The following is a 17,767-nucleotide window of genomic DNA, read 5'->3' as shown; positions in this document are numbered from 1 at the left end:
CGCTCCGTTATTCCCTGGCGTCAGTCGCGATTGCCACCGAACAGGCGCAGGATGAACAGGAACATGTTGATGAAGTCCAGATACAGGCTCAGCGCCGACATGATGACCACCCGGCCCTGCATGTCCGTGCCGCGGACCTGATAATACATCTCCTTGGTCCGCTGCGTGTCATAGGCGGTCAGCCCTGCGAACAACAGGACGCCAACCGCGCTGATCACCATGCCCATCGGGCCCGACTGCAGGAACATGTTGATGATGCTGGCGACCAGCAGGCCGACGACACCGATGATCAGGAAGGTGCCGAACACCGACAGGTCACGCTTGGTGGTGTAGCCATACAGGCTCAGCGCCGCGAAACCGGCCGCGGTGGCGAAGAACGCCTGCGCGATCGCCAGCGGGCTGTAGACCAGGAAGATCGTCGACAGCGACAGGCCCATCACGATCGCGAATGCCCAGAACAGCATCTGCATCGTCGAGGTCTTCATCCGCATCTGGCCGAAGCTCAGCGCCAACACGAAGCCCAGCGGCGCGAACATGATGACGTATTTCAGCAGCCCGCCGCCCATGAACACCTGCGCGGCCGGGCTCGATGCACCGCCCCACGCGAACAGCAGCGCGACGATACCCGTCAGCAGCACGCCGGAGGACATGTAGTTGTAAACGGACAGCATGTACGAGCGCAGACCCGCGTCGACCGCGGTAGAGCCCGTCTTGTTGGCGGTGGTTCCGAACGGCGCGGCGCTCGGCCGTGGATCAGACCAGTTAGCCATGGTGAAATTCGCTCCTTTGCCCGGCCATATGCCGGTTGTTCGAAATATCGCTCTGACGACGACTCTTTTCAAGCCACCCGGTTCCGCCCCGCGTCCCAGACATGTTTTGTAACAGCCCGCCCGATTGATGCCCCGGATCGCCGGTTCGGATCGACGACCATGCGGATCGCGCCTACAGTTGCGACATGCCCCGCCTGTTCGTCGCCCTGCGCCCGCCCCCCGCCATTCGCGACCGGCTGATCGACGTGATGGACGGCGTGCCCCATGCCCGGTGGCAGGAGGACGAGCAGCTTCACTGCACCCTGCGTTTCATCGGCGAGGTGGAGCGGCCGGTGGCGGAGGACATCGCCGCCGCGCTGGCGCAGGTCCATGCGCCCGTGCCGGTGGTATCGCTGGCCGGCGTCGGTGCGTTCGACCATCGCGGCCGCGTCGATACGCTCTGGGCGGGGCTGCACCCGGTCGATGCGCTCGCCCATCTCCATCGCAAGGTCGATCAGGCCTGTGTGCGGGCCGGGCTGCCCCCCGAACGGCGCGCCTATCGCCCGCACATCACGGTGGCGCGCCTGTCCCGCTCCGCCGGCACCGCGCCCGAGATCGCCGGCTGGCAGGCCCGCCACCTCGCCTTGTCCAGCGCCCCCTTCCCCCTCCCCCACCTCATCCTCTACCAGAGCCACCTGACCGCCCACGCCGCCCACTACGAGCCCGTCGCCCGCTGGCCGCTGGAACCGGGCGAGGATTCAAGCGGTTCGCACGATGGATCACCGACAAACGATATCAGGGAGTGACAGGATGAAGACGCTTTCCATCGCCACCACCACGCTGCTGCTGACGCTTGCCGCCTGCAACGACGATCTGAAGACGGGCGCGCCCGTGCCGGAGGGCCGCTCGGCGACCGCCATGCTGCGCACCGCCGCCGGGGCCGATGCCGGCCGCGCCACCGCGACCGAAGTCGCCGACGGCATCCGCATCACGGTGGACGCCAGCAACATACCCGCCGGCACGCACGGCACCCATGTCCACACCACCGGCCGCTGCGACGCGCCCGACTTCACCACCGCCGGCGGCCACTGGAACCCCACCGAGCGCAAGCACGGCACGATGAACCCGCAGGGGCCGCATCAGGGCGACCTGCCCAACATGATCGTCGGCACCGACGGCCGCGGCACGATCGCCCTCACCGTTCCGGGTGCGACACTCGCCTCGCTGCTCGATGCCGATGGCGCCGCGATGGTCGTCCACGCGGCCGCCGACGACCTGAAGACCGATCCATCGGGCAACAGCGGCGGCCGCATCGCCTGTGGCGTGTTCCAGCCCGCCTGATCCGCGGGAAGCCGTGCGGGAGCGGGATGACATCGGATCGATCCATCCCCGTTCGGTCGTGTCGAGTAGTTGCCGCTACCCGACACGAACGGATCAAGGCGATGTCATCACCCTGTTAATTGATCGACCGCCCCCGGCGCAGCGTGCCGCGCTCCAGCCGGTCGAGCAGCGAATCGATGCTCGGCGGCTCGGCCTCGTCGTCGATCCGCGGTTCGGCCGCGATCGGCATCGGCGAAGCATCCTCCTCCACCCGGCGGATGGGCGTCATCGCAAAGGTCTCGATGCGCTCGATCTCCTCGGCCGAGGGGAAGGTCGCCACCTCGCCCGGCGGATCGATCCGGATGGTCGATCCCACCGAACCGGCCGGCGACAGCGGCCGGACCGGTTCGCGCGGCACCGCCAGGATCGCGGACGGATCGAACGCGGCAAGCGGCTGATCCAGGTCTTCGGGCAGTGTCCGTTCCTCGGGCGGCGGCGCGGGCACGACCGGCACCTCCAGTTCGGCCGCATTCAGCGGCCGGCGCGGCGGTGCATCCGGATGCGCGTCGGCCCGGCGGATTTCGGGCAGGTCCTCGTCGCTGCGGCGCGCGCGCGGCGCAAGCAGCCCGCCCGTGCCCCATAACAGGAACAGGGCGGACCAGACGATCGCCGCCGCACACCCGCCGCCAACCAGCGCCAGCAACAGCCGTGCGGTCGATCCCAGCGGTGGGTTCGCCGCGGGCACCAGTGCCGCAATCCCGGTCTGGCGCACCCAGCTTTCCAGCGCCTCGGCCCGCGAGGTGAAGACCAGCGCCAGCACCGCCAGCCCGGCGGCCAGGCCACCGGCGATCGGCAGATATCGGGTGGGGGCGGTGGCAGCCATCAGTGTTCCATCGGCGCGGCATCGATCAGCCGCTGATAGACAGGGGCATAGCGCGCAATATTTGACGACCAGTTACGCTCGTCTTCCACGAACTTGCGCCCCTTGTTCCGTCGTTCGTCCCATTGCCCGCGATCGTCCAGTAGCGTCGCCAGCGCATCCGCCAGCGCCGCCGGATCGTCGGGCGGGAACAGCGTGCCCGTCTCGCCATCGCGAATCAACTCGCGATGTCCCCCCACGTCCGATGCCGCGACCAGCCGCCGCTGCGCCATCGCCTCCAGCGGCTTCAACGGGGTGACCAGATCGGTCAGCCGCATCCGCTTGCGGGGATAGGCCAATATGTCGACCAGGCTGTAATATCGCTCCACCTGGTCATGCGGCACACGGCCGACGAAGCGGATCGCCGCGGCCACCGGCGACGCCGCCGCCTGCGCGCGAAGCGCCGCCTCCATCGGCCCGCCGCCGACCATCAGCAACCGGGCCAGCGGCCGTGCAGCCACCAGCCGCGGCATCGCCGCGATCAGGTCGTCCAGCCCTTCATAATCATAAAAGCTGCCGATGAAGCCGATCACCTCACCGCCCTCCAGTCCCAGTTCCGCCGCCAGCGCCGCGTCCCGCGGCAACGGCGTGCCAAACAGGCCGAGGTCGACGCCGTTGGGCGAGACGGTCAGCTTGGCCGGGTCGATCCCCCGTGCGATCAGGTCGGTCTTCAGCCCTTCGCAGATCACCGCCACCGCATCGGCCCGGCGACAGGCCCATGTTTCCAGCGCGCGCGTGGCGCGGTACCGCGCCGATCCTTCGCGCCCCGTGCCGTTGCCGACCGCCGCATCCTCCCAGAAGGCGCGAATCTCGTACACCAGCGGCAATTTGCGCCGCCGTGCGACGACCAGCGCGGCCAGGGCATCCAGCACTGGCGAATGGGCGTGCAGGATGTCGGGCCGAAACGCATCCACCGCCGCCTCGATCCGGCCGGCATAGCGCGCCACGCCGCCGATCTCGCCGCGCCATCCCGCCGGCACCGGCCCTGCTGTGCGGTGAAAGGTCAGGCCGTCCACCGCTTCCACCGCCTGCGCACTCGTGCCCTGGCGAGGGCCGGTCACCGCCGCGACCTGCCACCCGCGCGCTTCCTGGGCCTTCAGGATCGCGCGGGTGCGGAAGGTGTATCCGCTTTGCAGCGGCAGGCCATGGTCCAATATGTGCAGGATACGCATGATGGTCTTGTGAACGTCCCTGCCTTAACGCCGCGTCAATCCCGCCCGGCCTACGGGATGTCGCAACAAGGACCGTATGGGGCGGGTCATGAGGGCGGAGCAACAGGCATGACGGGGGGTGGGCGATGATCGACAATTTCGCGCTCGGCCTCACCCACGGCCTGATGCTGCTGGCGGCGTGGCTGCTCCTCAAGCGCCCCGATCTCGACCGCGAGGATGATGCGGGCGGTCCGCCTGCCCGGTTCAAGCGACGACACCCGCGTGCGTGATCTCGTCTTTATCGCATTTCTGGCGGCGCTGTTCGGCTTCGGGCTGAAACGGCCGTTCCTGCTCGTCCTCGTCTATATCTATATCGACATCGTTTCGCCGCAGCGGCTGACCTATTATCTGCTCAACGCGGTGCCGATCTCGCTCATCGCGGTGCTCGCCGCGGTCGGCGGCTGGGCCCTGACCGACGACAAGCGGGGCCTGCGCATCGCGCCCCGCCAGATCCTGATCGGGCTGCTGCTCGTCTATTGCGGCATCACCACGCGCTTCGCCGATTTCCCCATCGAGGCGGCCGACAAATGGGACTGGGTGTGGAAGGCGCTGGCATTCGGCGCATTTCTGCCGTTCACGCTGCGCACCCGGCTCAGGATCGAGGCGCTGTTGCTGTTCATGACGCTGTCGGCCGGGTCGATCATCATCGTCGGCGGGATCAAGACGCTGGCGTCGGGCGGCGGCTATGGCGAGCTGAACCTGATGGTGACCAACAATACCGGGCTGTACGAGGGCAGCATCATCTCGGCGGTGGCGGTCACGATGATCCCGATCATCCTGTGGCTGGCGAAATACGGTACCATCTTCCGGCCCGATTGGCGGGTGCGCGGCTTCGCCTGGGCGCTGGTTTTTGCCTGCCTGTTGATCCCGGTCGGCACCTCGGCGCGCACCGGCCTGCTGTGCATCGGCCTGCTCGCGGTCCTGATGCTGCGCGACGTGAAGCGGCGCCTGCTCTATCTGGCCGCGCTCGGTGTCGCGGGGCTGATCGCCACCCCGCTGCTGCCCTCTTCCTATACGGAGCGGATGGGCACGATCAAAACCTATCAGGGCGACGAATCCGCCTCTACCCGGCTCGCCGTCTGGGCATGGACCTGGGATTACGCCAAGTCGCATCCCCTGGGCGGCGGCTTCAATGCCTATCTGCAGAACCGGGTGAGCTACGAACTGGTCGAGACTTCAGGCACCGCGGCCAACACGCAAACCGACCGCCGCCGCGCGCAGGACAAGGCCCGCGCCTATCACAGCAGCTATTTCGAGGTGCTGGGCGAACAGGGCTGGCCCGGCGTCATCCTGTGGCTGTCGATCAATATCGGGGGACTGATCCGCATGGAAATCCTACGCCGCCGCCACCGCTCGGAGGACGATCCCCTGCGCTGGGGCGGCGCGCTCGCCGGCGCGCTCCAGCACGCGCACCTCGTCTATCTGCTCGGCGCCGCCTTTGTCGGCATCGCCTTCAACCCCTTCATCTACCAGTTGATCGGCGCCCAGATCGGCCTGGACACCTATCTGAATGCCAGACGCAGCGCCGCCACCAAACGCAACTTCGCGCGCCACGCCGCTCCGGCCGCTGCCTGATCCCCATGGCCGGACTGTTTCTCCACGCCCAGGGCGCCCACGGCCTCGTCGCCGACCCGCACGCCGCCGCCACCGCGCAGTTCACCGCGCTCGGCTTCACGCATCCCCACCACTTCACCTTTCCCGGCTGGCACGGCCTCCACGTCCCCTACATCCTCGGCGGCCCCGACACCCTGCTGGTCGACGGCCCCGACATGGTCGCGGTCGCAGGCACCCTCGCCTTCGACGGACAACTCGGGCAGGACGCCCTGCGCGCCCTGCTCACCGCGTTCGAGCCATCGCGGCTCGACTGGTCGCGTCTTGCCGGGCAGTTCGCGGTACTGATCCGCAAGCGCGGGCGCAGCTTCCTGTTCACCGACTGGTTCGGCGCCTTTCAGCTTTTCCATGACGAGGGCGGCCAGGTCTTCTCGACCTCGCTTCTCGCCGCGCTGGACGTGCAGCAACGCGTACGGTTCTCGCCCCAGGGGCTTTACGAATACGCCTTCAACGTCACGCCCATCGGCGACGATACCGTGTTCGAGGGGCTGCGCACGCTGGGGCCCGACCGCATCGTCGAGCTGCTGCCCGACGGCATCCGCTACCACCCGGTCACGCGCACGCTGCCCGGCATCGATCCCGCCCGCGCGCTGCCCGACCGGATCGCCTCGGCCAGGGCGCGGCTCCATGCGGTCGTCGCGCCGCATGTCGCGGCGTTCGACCGCATCAACAGCCCGCTGTCCGGCGGCCTCGATTCGCGCCTGCTCCTTGCCGCCCTGCGCGAGGCCGGCGCCCGGCCCGACCTCTACGTCTATGGCCCGCCGGGCAGCGAGGACGTCGCCGTCGCGCAGGCGATCGGGCGTGCAGAGGGCGTGCCCGTCGCCTGGATCAACAAGGCCGACACCCATATCGCGCCCGACGCCTTTGCCGACCATGTCGCGCGCGAGTTCCATGTCTGGGACGGCCTGCCCAATTACGGCAACATCTTCGACGGCGGCGGCAACACCGCCGCGGCCCATGCCCGCCATGCGAACGGCGCGCTGGCCGCCTCGGGCGGCTGCGGAGAAATCTTTCGCGATTTCTTCTATCTGCCCGACCGCGCGATGACCGCGGATGCGGTGGCCGCCACCTTCTTCGCCCGCTTCCTCGCCACCGACGCGACCGCGCGCTTCGACCCGCACGCCTTTCTCGACCGCATCGCCGCCAAGATCGCCTCCGCGATCGGCATGCCCCGCCACGCCCGCATCCCCCGCGACCGCATCGAACACATCTACCCCGCCGTCCGCTGCCGCGCCCTGTTCGGCCGCGAGATCAGCACCGAGGCGCGGTTCGGCGCCTATCTGATGCCGTTTCTGGATCACGGCGTCGTCGCCGATGCGATGACGCTGCCCCTGGGCCTGAAGCGCGCCGGCCGGTTCGAGGCGCAACTGATCGCCGCGATCGACCCCGGCCTTGCCGCGCATCCCTCGGCCTATGGCCATGACTTTTCCGGCCCGCCCTCGACCCGGCACCGTTTTTCCGAATGGCAGTCGCGCATCCGCCCGCCCTGGCTGCGCCGGCAAAGCTATGCGCTGCGCCGCCGCCTCGCCGCGCAGGGTGACGAGCATGGCGGCCTGCTCGCCCCCGAATATATGCACCGGGTGATCGATCCCGATTTCCCCGTCATGCGCCGCTGGTTCGAAATGGACCGCGTCGCCGACAGCGGGCTGTGGCGCCGGCTGGCGTGCCTGGAATATCTCGGCCAGTGGCTGGGCAGCCGACTGGCCGAGTGAGCCGGATCAGCGGCCGATCCACCCGCCAAGGCCGAGCATCGCCGGCACGCCGTCCATGACCTTGTTCAACGCCCGGTTCGCGGGCGATATGCAGCCGCGATCGTGCGTCAGCACCGTCTCACGCCCATCGTCCCCGACCCAGGCGATGCGATAGCCCTGCTGGTCGCTCACCTGCTGCTCGCACTGCGTCTGCGCGGTGACCCCGGTCATCGGGCGATAGGGGGCCAAAGCGGCGGCAAGGCGGCGATAGGCGGCGACGCCCGCCTGTCGTTCCTGCGGCCCCCTGGCGGCGACATGCTCCTGCCCGTCGAACGTCACCTGCCCGTTCGGCAACACCGTCACCGCATAGACCGGGCACGTCCCGTAGCAGGGCGACACGCTGTAGCGGATCGTCTCACCCGTTGCAGCCGCGGCCCCGCCCGCCGCGCTATCCGTCATCGTCGTGCAGCCGGCCAGTACTGCGGCCAGTGCGATCAGGCTCAAAGTCTTCGTCATGCGTCATGTCTCCCGTGCAATCGATGACAGGACGAAGCCGCCGGCCTCCAGCCTTTATCCCCCAGCCCTTATCTCGGCGTCACCAGCGCCTTGCGGTCAGGCTGATCCCCGCACCCAGCCGGTTGCCGCGCAGCACCAGCGCCTCGCCCGACCAGTTGCCGACCAGCACCGGCTTGTACGTCACCCCCGGCGCCAGCGTGGCGATGTTGTTCTCGACCACCAGCCCGGTCGAATCGTTCTTCGCCCCCTCGGGCGCGACGGTGATCAGCGTGGAATGATTGTCCTTGTTGCGCCCCACCACGAAGGTGTTGCCCGCAATCCGGCCCTGTGCGCCGTTGGACAGGTCGATCATGTAGTTGGTCGCCTGCCCGCGCGTATCATCGAAGCTGCTGTCGGCCACCGTGATCCGCTTGGCGCGGCTTTTCAGATAATGACCGCCCGTGCCCCGCTCGAACCGGCTGGCAGTGACGGTCAGCGCGCCATAACCACCGATATAGATGCCATGCGCGCCGTTACCGGTCGGGTCCTTGCCCAGCCCGGCAAAGGTCGAATGATCGATGGTGACCGTGCCGGCGGGATCGTCGGCGGACAGGATGCCCGACTGGCTGTCCAGGAACATCGCGTTCTCGACCGTCAGCGGGCCTTTTTCCAGACGGATGCCCGCGCCATTGCCGTCCGCCACCTCCAGATGGGAGAACACGATACCCTCGACACGCGCACCGCGCCCGCGCAACACCAGCGCCGCCTTGTCCTCGCAGGTGACGCGCGTGAACACCACCCGGCCCGGCACCGCCGCGACATAGGCTATGCGGCCCGCATCCTGCACCGCGCATTCGCGGTAGGTGCCCGGCGCGATGCGGATGGTCCCCTCGCCGTCGCCGATCGCGCCCACCGCCTCCTGCAACGTCGCAAAGCCGCGATTGCCGACGGTAAACGGCGCGCCACTCCCCTGTGCCACCGCCGGGCCGGCGATCAGGATCAGGGCAAGGGGAAGCATGAATCGCATCGCGGACTCTCCGACCGGGGGAATGTGCCCGCGATGCCATAGCGGGGCCGCCGACGCGACGGCGGCCCCGCTCATCCGCGTCCCGTTCCGGGTCAGGCCGGCTCGTCGGCCAGTTCCTCGACCAGCGCATCAATGATCGCCTGGTTGAACGCAGGAATGTCATCCGGCTTGCGGCTGGTGATCAGGTTGCCGTCGACCACGACTTCCTCGTCCACCACATCGGCGCCGGCATTTTCCAGATCGGTGCGGATCGAGGGGAAGCTGGTCAGCCGACGGCCATCCACCACGTCCGCCTCCGCCAGCAGCCAGGGGCCGTGGCAGATCGCGGCGACGATCTTGTCGTCCTCCATGAACTCGGTGACGATCTCCACCGCACGCTCGTTCAGGCGCAGCTTGTCCGGGTTGCAGGTGCCGCCCGGCAGCACCAGCGCGTCATAATCGTCGGTGTCGACCTCGTCGACGGTCAGGTCCGGCGTCGCGGTCTCCGCCTTGTTCAGATCCTGCTCCATGCCCTGGATCGGGCCGCGCTTCAGCGAGGCGAGGCTCACCTTGGCGCCCGCCGCCTCCAGCGCCTTGCGCGGTTCGAACAGCTCGACGGTCTCGAACCCGTCTGCCGCCAGCATCAGGACGCGGGCTTGGGATAGATCGGCCATGACAATTCTCCATGGGAGGAAGGGGTATCGGTGAAGGGGAACGCCGCCTCAACCCGCCGCCCCCTGCCCCCGTTCCGGAACGAAGCGACCGCCGGCGCATTTCCCAAGACCATCCGAGGGAGCAACGATGCCCACCAGACTCGTCTATTGCGATGACACCAAGCCCGGCATCACGCGCAAGAAGGTGCGTGGCGGCTGGGGCTATTGGAACGCGAAGGGCGAGCGCATCACCGACCGGGACGAGATCGACCGGCTGAACCGGATTGGCCTGCCCCCGGCCTATGTGAATGCCTGGTATTGCCCCCGGGCGAACGGCCACGTCCAGGCGGTCGGCTGGGACGAGAAGGGCCGCAAGCAATATCGCTATCACACCGACTTCCGCGAAGCGCAGGAAGCGGCAAAATACGAACGCTGCGCCGAATTCGGCCACGCGCTGCCGCGCCTGCGCAAACGGGTGGAGGCGGATCTGGCCTTGCGCGGACTTTGCAAGGAACGCGCCGTGGCCGCCGTCGTCCGGCTGCTCGACATCGCGCATATCCGCGTCGGGAACGAGGCCTATGCCGCCGCCAACAAGAGTTTCGGCGCGACCACGCTGCGCAAGCGCCATGGTCAGGTAAAGGGCCAGACGCTCAAGCTGCGCTATCAGGGCAAGTCGGGCAAGGTGCGCGACTGCCGCATCACCGATCGCTCGCTCGCGCGTTTCGTCAAAAGCTGCCAGGATCTCGACGAACAGCATCTGTTCGCCTGGCTCGACGATGCGGGCGAGGCCCATCCCGTCACCTCCTCCGACGTGAACGCCTATATCAAGCAGGCGACGGGCGGCGATTTCACCGCCAAGCATTTCCGCACCTGGGCCGCCAGCGTCACCGCGTTCGAGGCGCTGGCCCGTGCCGAAAGCGACCTCAGTTTGAAGGCGCTGCTCGAACCCGTCGTCGCACGGCTCGGCAACACCCCCGCCATCGCACGCAAAAGCTATGTCCACCCTTCGCTGATCGCCCTGGTCAAGAAGGGTCAGTCCAGCTTTCGCCAGGCGCTGCGCCTCCCGCGCGCAAAGCGCCACCTCAGCCGAGAGGAATGCGGCCTGATCGCCTTCCTCGAACAGGGCACGCCGGCCTTAGCGGCCGCCTGACCGGGAAGATTGATGTCGAATAATTCCGCCGCTGCCAAAGAGCCCATCTTCGATACCACCAACGTCCCCCGCCAGATCGATCGCCTGATCGACGCCAGCACGCTTTGGGTGCAGACGCACTGGCTGCAGGTGCTGATCGCCTTTGGCATCGGCGCGGTCATCGTCATCGCGCTCCACGCCGCCCGCCGCCTGGGCAATCGCCTGTGCGCGCGCCCCGGTCTCGCTGCGGGCTGGGGCATCATCATCGGCCGCGCCGTGGTGCGGACCAACAACTTCTTCATCATCATGCTCGCGGCGCAACTGGTCGTCGGCTATGCCGGTGCGCCGCGCGAGGTCGCCAGCACCGTCGGATTCCTGTTCACCGTCGCCGCCGTGTTCCAGGCCGCGATCTGGGCGCGCGAGCTGATCCTGGGCGCGATCGAACACCGCACCCAGTCCGAGCATTATTCGGGCGAGGCGCTGCTCTCCGCGATGGGGCTGATCCGCCTGCTCGTCACCTTTGCGCTGTTCGCGATCGCGCTTGTCGTCGTGCTCGACAATCTCGGGGTCAACGTCACCGGTCTGGTCGCCGGTCTCGGCGTCGGCGGCATCGCGATCGGTCTGGCCGCACAGGGCATCTTCGCCGACCTGTTCGCCGCGCTCGCCATCATCTTCGACCGGCCGTTCCGCCGCGGCGACACGATCAGCTACGGCACGACCAGCGGCGTGATCGAATCGATCGGGCTGAAATCGACCCGCATCCGCGCCTTTACCGGCGAGTTGCGCGTCATCTCGAACCGCCAGCTTCTCGACAAGGAGATCCAGAACACCACGGTGCGCAACCATATCCGCATCGGCTTTACCATCGGCGTCACCTACGAAACCGCGCCCGAGACGCTGGAGCGCGTGCCCGCCCTGCTGCGCGAGATCGCCGAGGCCGAAGAGGTGACCGTCGCCCGCGCCGGGTTCGAGACGTTCGGTGCCAGCAGCCTCGACTATGCGCTCCAGTTCGACATCGCCGGCAATGACTGGCCGACCGCCCACGCCAAGCGCGACCGGATCATGGTGGCGATCATCCGCCGCTTCGCCGCCGAGAAGATCGGCATCGCCTATCCGACCCAGACCACCTACACCGCCGCACCCGACGGCACGCTGGTCATGCCCTACGCCCCTTCGCTTACCAAGGGGGCGTAAGGGCCGGGAAGGCTGGATCAACCTTCCCCGATCCGTTCTTCTCCAAGAGGGATCGAACTGCCCCCCACTCCGTTCGCCTCGAGTAGGGATCGAGCTTGTCGAGAGCCCGTATCGAGAGGTGGCCTCCGATACGCCGTCTCGACAAGCTCGCCGGCTACTCCAGACGAACGGGATCGGATCATCGCTCCCGACCTGATAGCCGGCGGGCTCAGATCCCTCCTTCGTCCAGCGACAACAGCGTCGCGTTGCCGCCGGCCGAGGTGGTGTCCACCGACACCGCCCGCTCCGCGCAGAAGCGATACAGGTAATGCGGCCCGCCCGCCTTGGGCCCCGTGCCGGACAGCCCCTCGCCGCCAAAGGGCTGCGACCCGACCACCGCGCCGATCATCGACCGGTTGACGTACAGATTGCCCACTTCCGCCTCTGCCTCGGCGACTTCCACGGCGCGCGCGATACGGCTGTGCAGGCCCATGGTCAGGCCATAGCCCTTGGCATTGACCCGCGCGATCGTCTCGCTCAGCGTCCCCGCCGCCCAGGTCGCGACGTGCAGGATCGGGCCGAACCATTCGCGTTCCAGATCCTCGATCCGGTCCAGTCGGACCAGCGTCGGCGGCACGAACAGGCCGTCCGCCGGCGCGTCCAGCGTCTTGATGACACGCGCGCCCGCCTGCTGCCGATACGCCATCAGCTTGTCATAGGCCGCGCGGTCGATCACCGGCCCGACATCGGTCGCCGGGTCGCCCGTCGGCCCCAGCTTCAGCGTCTCCATCGCACCCGTCAGCATCGCGATCACGCCGTCCGCCACTTCCTCCTGCACCAGCAACAGGCGCAGCGCCGAACACCGCTGCCCCGCCGACCGGAAGGACGAGGTGACGACATCGGCGACCACCTGCTCGGGCAGAGCGGTCGAATCGACGATCATCGCGTTGATCCCGCCGGTTTCCGCGATCAGCGGCACGATCGGGCGGTCGTCATCGGCCACCAGCGTGCGGGCGATCCGCTTGGCGGTCGCGGTCGATCCGGTAAAGGCGACGCCCATCACCCGCGCATCCTCGGTCAGCGCCTGTCCGACCTCCGGTCCGCCCGTCACCAGCACCAGTGCGTCGGCCGGTACGCCAGCCCGGTGGGCAAGCGCGACCGCGGCCCGCGCGATCTCCGGCGTCTGCGGCGCGGGCTTGGCGACGACGGTATTGCCCGTCACCAGGGCCGCAACGGTCTGCCCCAGGAAGATCGCCAGCGGGAAGTTCCACGGGGCGACCGTCGCCCATACGCCACGCCCGTCCATGTGCAGCGTGTTGCGCTCGCCCGTCGGTCCGGGCAGCTCCACTGGCTGCAGCCGCGCCCGGGCTTCGCCGGCGTAATAGCGGCAGAAATCGGCGGCCTCGCGCACTTCCCCGATCGCGTCCGGAATCGTCTTGAACGCCTCCTGCACCAGGATCGCCATCAGCCGGTCGCGTTCCTCCTCCAGCAGATCGGCCAGCCGCTCCAGGATCGCCGCCCGCTCCGCCACCGGCCGCTTCGACCACTCTCCGAACGCCGCCTGAGCACGCGATACGGCGGCCTTGACGTCGGCAGTCTGCGCGTCGCCGGTCTCGCGCGCCACCGGCACATTGACGGCGGATCGAGTCCGCTCCAGCGTCGGAATGTCGCTCAGGTCGATGCCGCCCGAATTGCGATGCCCCGGCCGGAACAGATCGATAGGCAGCGGGATCGACGGGTGCCGCGCTCCGCCGACCGCCGCGATCTTCGCCACCGGGTCCGCCAGTATCTCCGCCTCGGTCAGCCGCGCATCGGCGAGCTGGTGCACGAAACTGGAGTTCGCCCCGTTCTCCAGCAGCCGCCGGACCAGATACGCCAGCAGGTCGCGGTGCCCGCCCACCGGCGCATAGATGCGGCAATGATACCCCTGCTCCCGCACCAGCCGCTCGTACAGCCCATCGCCCATCCCATGCAGCCGCTGAAACTCGAAATCGCGGTGGTTGCCCGCCCATTCCAGGATGGTGGCGACGGTCAGCGCATTGTGGCTGGCAAAGGCGGGGCGGATATTCTCGGCCGCCAGCATGTCCTTGGCGACCGCCAGATAGGACACGTCGGTTGCCGCCTTGCGCGTGAACAGCGGATAGTCCGCCAGCCCCTCGACCTGCGTGCGCTTGATCTCCGAATCCCAGTACGCGCCCTTGACCAGCCGCACGTTCATGATCCGGCCGAGGCTGTTCGCCCATTCGACCACCGGCCGCGCCCGCTTGCCATAAGCCTGCACCGCCATGCCGAAGCCTTCCCAGCCGTTCAGGCTGGGCAGCCCTGCGACCGCGCCGATGATGTCGAGACTCATCTCCAGCCGCTCGGACTCCTCGGCATCCACCGTCAGCGCGATTCCATGCCCCGCCGCCTGCACCGCCAGCGCCTCCAGCATCTCCGTCAGCGCCGGCACGCACTCCGCCCGCCGCGCGACCTCATACCGCGGATGCAATGCCGACAGCTTCACCGACACCGAATGTCCCGCCGCCGCATCGCGGCCCACCGCGTCGATCGCCTGCACATAAGCCTGGAAGTAGCGCTGGGCGTCCTCGTGCGTCCGCGCCGCCTCGCCCAGCATGTCGAAGCTGGCGGTAAAACCCTTGTTCTCCGGCTTCTTCATCCGGCGCGTCGCCTCGTCGATGGTGCGGCCCATCACGAAGATCTCGCCCATCATCCGCATCGCAGCGCCCACGCCCTGGCGCACGAACGGCTCCCCCGCCCGCGCGATCAGGCGCTTGAGCGGTCCCGTCTCGCCCTCGCCGACCAGCGCACGGCCGACGACCAGCCCCCAGGTGGCGGAGTTGACGAGGCGCGACGCCGACTTGCCGGTATGCGCGCGCCAGTCCGCATCGCCCAGCTTGTCCGCGATCAGCAGGTCCGCCGTTTCCGGGTCCGGCACGCGCAGGAATGCCTCGGCCAGGCTGAGCAGCGCGACGCCCTCGGACGAGTTCAGCCGATATTCCTGCAGGAACTGGTTCACCCAGCCACGGCTCTGCGCCGCGCGCAGGTCGGCGAGCAGGCCCGAGGCATGCCCCATGATCCGCTCCCGTGATTCCGGACTGGTTGCTGCGCGGTCCAGCAGCGGTTTTAGAACATCGGGTTCGGCAGCGCGGTACAGCTTGGCCATGTCTTTGCGGGCGTTGGACGCGATGGCAGTCGTCATGTTCAAATATCCGGTCAGGCAAGGCTTGCCGAACGACCCGGCCAGCCCCTAGAAAAGCGATACAGCGCGCTTAGCGCCAAATTCGATGGAGGGGTACTCGCCTGTGACGACGATTACCGTTGCAGCCATGCGGGATCGCATCGGTACGGAAACCGTGTCCGACTGGATCACCGTCACGCAAGCGATGATCGATGGTTTCGCCGAGGCGACCGGCGATCGGCAATTCATCCATGTCGACCCGGCCCGCGCCGCGCAGACGCCGTTCGGCGGTACCATCGCGCATGGTTTCCTGACCCTGTCGCTGATGCCGCAGCTTGCCGAAAAGGTCGCGGATGCCCCCGTCGTACAGGGCATGCGCATGGCGGTGAACTATGGCGGCAACTCCGTCCGCTTCGTCACGCCGGTGCGCTCCGGCGCGCGGATACGCGGCCGCTTCCAGCTCGCCGCCTTCGATGAAAAGCGACCGGGACAATATCAGCAGGTCACCGATTTCACCGTCGAAATCGAGGGTGCCGATACGCCCGCACTCGTCGCGCAGTGGATCACGCTGATCTATCTCTGACCAATTGGCAAAGGATTGTTCCCCGATGCGCTCTGCCGTCCTCGTTTCCACCGCCCGCACCCCGATCGGCCGTGCCTATCGCGGCGCGTTCAACGACCTGCCCTCGCCGACCCTGGCCGCCCATGCGATCAAGGCCGCGCTCGATCGCGCCCGCGTCGACGGCGCCGAGGTCGACGACGTGATCCTGGGTGCCGCGCTCCAGCAAGGTCATCAAGCGACCAACATCGCGCGCCAGTCGCTGCTCCGCGCCGGTTTGCCGACCAGCGTCGCGGGCATGTCGGTCGACCGGCAATGCGCCAGCGGCCTGATGGCGATCGCCACCGCCGCCAAGCAGATCGTCCATGACCGGATGGACGTGGTGATCGGCGGCGGCGTGGAAAGCGTCAGCCTGGTGCAGACGCCCAAGATGAACGTCGCGCCCGATCCGGAACTGAAGGCGATGCATCACGACATCTACATGCCGATGCTGCAAACCGCCGAGGTGGTCGCCAAACGTTATGGCATCACGCGCGCGCAGATGGACGAATATGGCCTGCGCTCGCAACAGCGCACCGCCGAGGCACAGGCGGCCGGCCGCTTCGATGCCGAGATCGTCCCCGTCACCGCGACGATGGCGATCATCGACAAGGAGACCAAGGCGATCAGCCACCGCGAGGTGCCCCTCGCCAAAGATGAGGGCAATCGCCCGGATACGACGGCGGAGGGTCTTGCCGCGCTCAAGGTGGTGCTGCCCGACGGCACGGTCACCGCCGGCAACGCCTCGCAACTGTCGGACGGCGCCTCGGCAAGCGTGCTGATGGAGGAAAAGGAGGCGGAGCGTCGCGGCCTTACCCCACTCGGCCGCTATGTCGGCATGGCGGTCGCCGGCACCGAGCCGGACGAGATGGGCATCGGTCCGGTCTTCGCCGTTCCCAAGCTGCTCGACCGGTTCGGCCTGAAGATGGACGATATCGGTCTGTGGGAGTTGAACGAGGCGTTCGCGGTCCAGGTGCTGTATTGCCGCGACCGGCTCGGCATCCCCGATGATCGCCTGAACGTGAACGGCGGCGCGATCGCGATCGGCCATCCTTATGGCATGTCGGGCGCCCGCATGACCGGCCACGCGCTGATCGAGGGCAAGCGCCGCGGCGTGAAGCATGTCGTCATCACCATGTGCGTCGGCGGCGGCATGGGGGCGGCCGGATTGTTCGAGGTGTTGTAATTGAATCGATAAACGCCGTCGTTTATATCGGACGAAGGCGAGGACATCCGCCTTTCTGCGAACCCCGGCCGCTGCTACGGCCGGGGTTCAACGTTTGGGGCCCGGGCTGCTACCCGAGTCCCGCCCGTGTGCTTACCTGCGCACGACCTCGATGATCTTCAGGACCAGCGTCCCGAAGGCAAAGAGCGTACCCAGGATCAGGCACAGATCGGCTACGGACATCCGTTTTCCTTTCTGCGTCTAGCGGCAGGATCGCCGCCACCACGGATGATGACCGCCTGGTCAGTCGCCCGCAACCATCCGGCCGCCCCCGTCGTTCTCCCGCCGAACACTAAAAGGAGACGATCGATGGCAGACCATGACAGCCCGCAGGAAATTGCCGCCAAGTTCATCGGCAAGCTGAAGGACAGCCCGTATGTGATGATCGGCCTGAACGACGGCCAGCACAGCGAACCGATGACCGCGCAGGTGGATGACGATCATCCCAACACGCTGTTCTTCTTTGCCGGCAAGGACAACCGCATTGCCAAGGGCGGTCAGGCCATGGCCCAGTTCGTCGGCAAGGGGCATGACTTCTTCGCATGCCTGTCGGGCAAGGTCGGCCAGCATAACGATGGCGCTCTGATCGACAAGCTGTGGGACAAGCAGGTCGAAGCCTGGTTCCCGGGCGGCAAGGAAGATCCCAATCTTGCGCTGCTGCGCTTCGATATCGACTCGGCGGAACTCTGGGAAACCGACGTATCGGTCTCCGGTCGCCTGAAGATGCTGTTCGGCGGCACGATCAGCGCGGAGGAATCGTCCAGCCACGCCAAGGTCAATTCGGTCGCCTGACCTTGGAGATGCGG

17 protein-coding genes are annotated in these 17,767 nt (G+C 67.6%); 10 read left to right on the top strand and 7 right to left on the bottom strand.

Annotated features, from left to right (window positions below):
- Positions 1 to 20: 20 nt before the first annotated feature.
- Positions 21 to 770, bottom strand: a complete 750-nt coding sequence (locus NPJ82_RS04435; RefSeq protein WP_342658472.1) for a Bax inhibitor-1/YccA family protein — start codon at positions 768 to 770, stop codon at positions 21 to 23.
- A gap of 185 nt (positions 771 to 955) precedes the next feature.
- Here NPJ82_RS04435 and thpR point away from each other — a divergent pair, with 185 nt between their 5' ends.
- Together thpR and NPJ82_RS04425 are read left to right on the top strand one after the other, a co-directional pair.
- On the top strand, positions 956 to 1,555 hold the full coding sequence (gene thpR / locus NPJ82_RS04430; protein WP_267349332.1) for an RNA 2',3'-cyclic phosphodiesterase: 600 nt from the start codon (positions 956 to 958) through the stop codon (positions 1,553 to 1,555).
- 4 nt (positions 1,556 to 1,559) lie between these two features.
- Complete coding sequence (locus NPJ82_RS04425; RefSeq protein WP_112382195.1) at positions 1,560 to 2,090, top strand: superoxide dismutase family protein; 531 nt, start codon at positions 1,560 to 1,562, stop codon at positions 2,088 to 2,090.
- Between the two features lie 115 nt (positions 2,091 to 2,205).
- On the opposite strand, the gene NPJ82_RS04420 is transcribed toward NPJ82_RS04425, so the two are convergent.
- Positions 2,206 to 2,952: a hypothetical protein gene (locus NPJ82_RS04420; RefSeq protein ID WP_342658471.1), complete on the bottom strand. Its 747-nt coding sequence runs from the start codon at positions 2,950 to 2,952 to the stop codon at positions 2,206 to 2,208.
- The gene (locus tag NPJ82_RS04415; protein WP_342658470.1) at positions 2,952 to 4,160 is read right to left on the bottom strand and encodes a TIGR04063 family PEP-CTERM/XrtA system glycosyltransferase; all 1,209 of its coding nucleotides are present in this window, start codon (positions 4,158 to 4,160) and stop codon (positions 2,952 to 2,954) included. Before NPJ82_RS04415 ends, NPJ82_RS04420 begins: the two co-directional genes overlap by 1 nt.
- 125 nt (positions 4,161 to 4,285) lie before the next feature.
- Between NPJ82_RS04415 and NPJ82_RS04410 the strand changes: the two genes are divergently transcribed.
- From NPJ82_RS04410 to NPJ82_RS04400, 3 genes are read left to right on the top strand one after another with little or no spacing between them, the layout of a single operon-like run.
- On the top strand, positions 4,286 to 4,429 hold the full coding sequence (locus NPJ82_RS04410) for a hypothetical protein (protein ID WP_342658469.1): 144 nt from the start codon (positions 4,286 to 4,288) through the stop codon (positions 4,427 to 4,429).
- Entirely contained in the window at positions 4,422 to 5,774 is a 1,353-nt protein-coding gene (locus NPJ82_RS04405) for a putative O-glycosylation ligase, exosortase A system-associated (RefSeq protein ID WP_342658468.1), read from the top strand. The genes NPJ82_RS04410 and NPJ82_RS04405 overlap by 8 nt, the downstream gene beginning before the upstream one ends.
- Before the next feature lie 5 nt (positions 5,775 to 5,779).
- The gene (locus NPJ82_RS04400; RefSeq protein ID WP_342658467.1) at positions 5,780 to 7,522 is read left to right on the top strand and encodes a hypothetical protein; all 1,743 of its coding nucleotides are present in this window, start codon (positions 5,780 to 5,782) and stop codon (positions 7,520 to 7,522) included.
- A gap of 6 nt (positions 7,523 to 7,528) precedes the next feature.
- On the opposite strand, the gene NPJ82_RS04395 is transcribed toward NPJ82_RS04400, so the two are convergent.
- The 3 genes from NPJ82_RS04395 to NPJ82_RS04385 form a co-directional block, all read right to left on the bottom strand.
- Positions 7,529 to 8,017 carry a DUF6438 domain-containing protein gene (locus NPJ82_RS04395; protein ID WP_342658466.1) on the bottom strand — a complete coding sequence of 163 codons (489 nt, stop codon included), beginning with the start codon at positions 8,015 to 8,017 and terminating at the stop codon, positions 7,529 to 7,531.
- 79 nt (positions 8,018 to 8,096) lie between these two features.
- A complete protein-coding gene (locus tag NPJ82_RS04390; protein ID WP_342658465.1) occupies positions 8,097 to 9,023 on the bottom strand; it encodes a right-handed parallel beta-helix repeat-containing protein in 927 nt (308 codons plus the stop codon).
- A gap of 92 nt (positions 9,024 to 9,115) precedes the next feature.
- The gene (locus tag NPJ82_RS04385) at positions 9,116 to 9,676 is read right to left on the bottom strand and encodes a type 1 glutamine amidotransferase domain-containing protein (RefSeq protein WP_342658464.1); all 561 of its coding nucleotides are present in this window, start codon (positions 9,674 to 9,676) and stop codon (positions 9,116 to 9,118) included.
- A 127-nt stretch (positions 9,677 to 9,803) separates the two neighbouring features.
- Between NPJ82_RS04385 and NPJ82_RS04380 the strand changes: the two genes are divergently transcribed.
- Complete coding sequence (locus NPJ82_RS04380; protein WP_267349339.1) at positions 9,804 to 10,805, top strand: DNA topoisomerase IB; 1,002 nt, start codon at positions 9,804 to 9,806, stop codon at positions 10,803 to 10,805.
- Between the two features lie 12 nt (positions 10,806 to 10,817).
- A complete protein-coding gene (locus tag NPJ82_RS04375) occupies positions 10,818 to 11,978 on the top strand; it encodes a mechanosensitive ion channel family protein (RefSeq protein WP_112382186.1) in 1,161 nt (386 codons plus the stop codon).
- Positions 11,979 to 12,186: 208 nt separating this feature from the next.
- Here NPJ82_RS04375 and NPJ82_RS04370 read toward each other — a convergent pair whose 3' ends face one another.
- Entirely contained in the window at positions 12,187 to 15,159 is a 2,973-nt protein-coding gene (locus tag NPJ82_RS04370) for an L-glutamate gamma-semialdehyde dehydrogenase (protein WP_342658463.1), read from the bottom strand.
- Between the two features lie 103 nt (positions 15,160 to 15,262).
- Between NPJ82_RS04370 and NPJ82_RS04365 the strand changes: the two genes are divergently transcribed.
- The 3 genes from NPJ82_RS04365 to NPJ82_RS04355 all read left to right on the top strand — a co-directional run bounded on the left by NPJ82_RS04365 (position 15,263) and on the right by NPJ82_RS04355 (position 17,753).
- Positions 15,263 to 15,721 (top strand): MaoC family dehydratase, encoded by a 459-nt coding sequence (locus NPJ82_RS04365; RefSeq protein WP_342658462.1) that lies wholly within the window; start codon positions 15,263 to 15,265, stop codon positions 15,719 to 15,721.
- 25 nt (positions 15,722 to 15,746) lie between these two features.
- A complete protein-coding gene (locus tag NPJ82_RS04360) occupies positions 15,747 to 16,922 on the top strand; it encodes an acetyl-CoA C-acyltransferase (RefSeq protein ID WP_342658461.1) in 1,176 nt (391 codons plus the stop codon).
- A gap of 348 nt (positions 16,923 to 17,270) precedes the next feature.
- Positions 17,271 to 17,753, top strand: coding sequence for a pyridoxamine 5'-phosphate oxidase family protein (locus NPJ82_RS04355; protein WP_342658460.1), 483 nt, complete (start codon positions 17,271 to 17,273; stop codon positions 17,751 to 17,753).
- Positions 17,754 to 17,767: the final 14 nt, after the last annotated feature.

It is taken from the genome of Sphingomonas sp. NY01 (assembly GCF_038809135.1).
Taxonomy (GTDB): Bacteria; Pseudomonadota; Alphaproteobacteria; order Sphingomonadales; family Sphingomonadaceae; genus Sphingomonas; species Sphingomonas carotinifaciens.
The sequence above is the reverse complement of the archived record's forward strand: the minus strand, read 5'-3'. Positions and strand labels throughout refer to the sequence as shown.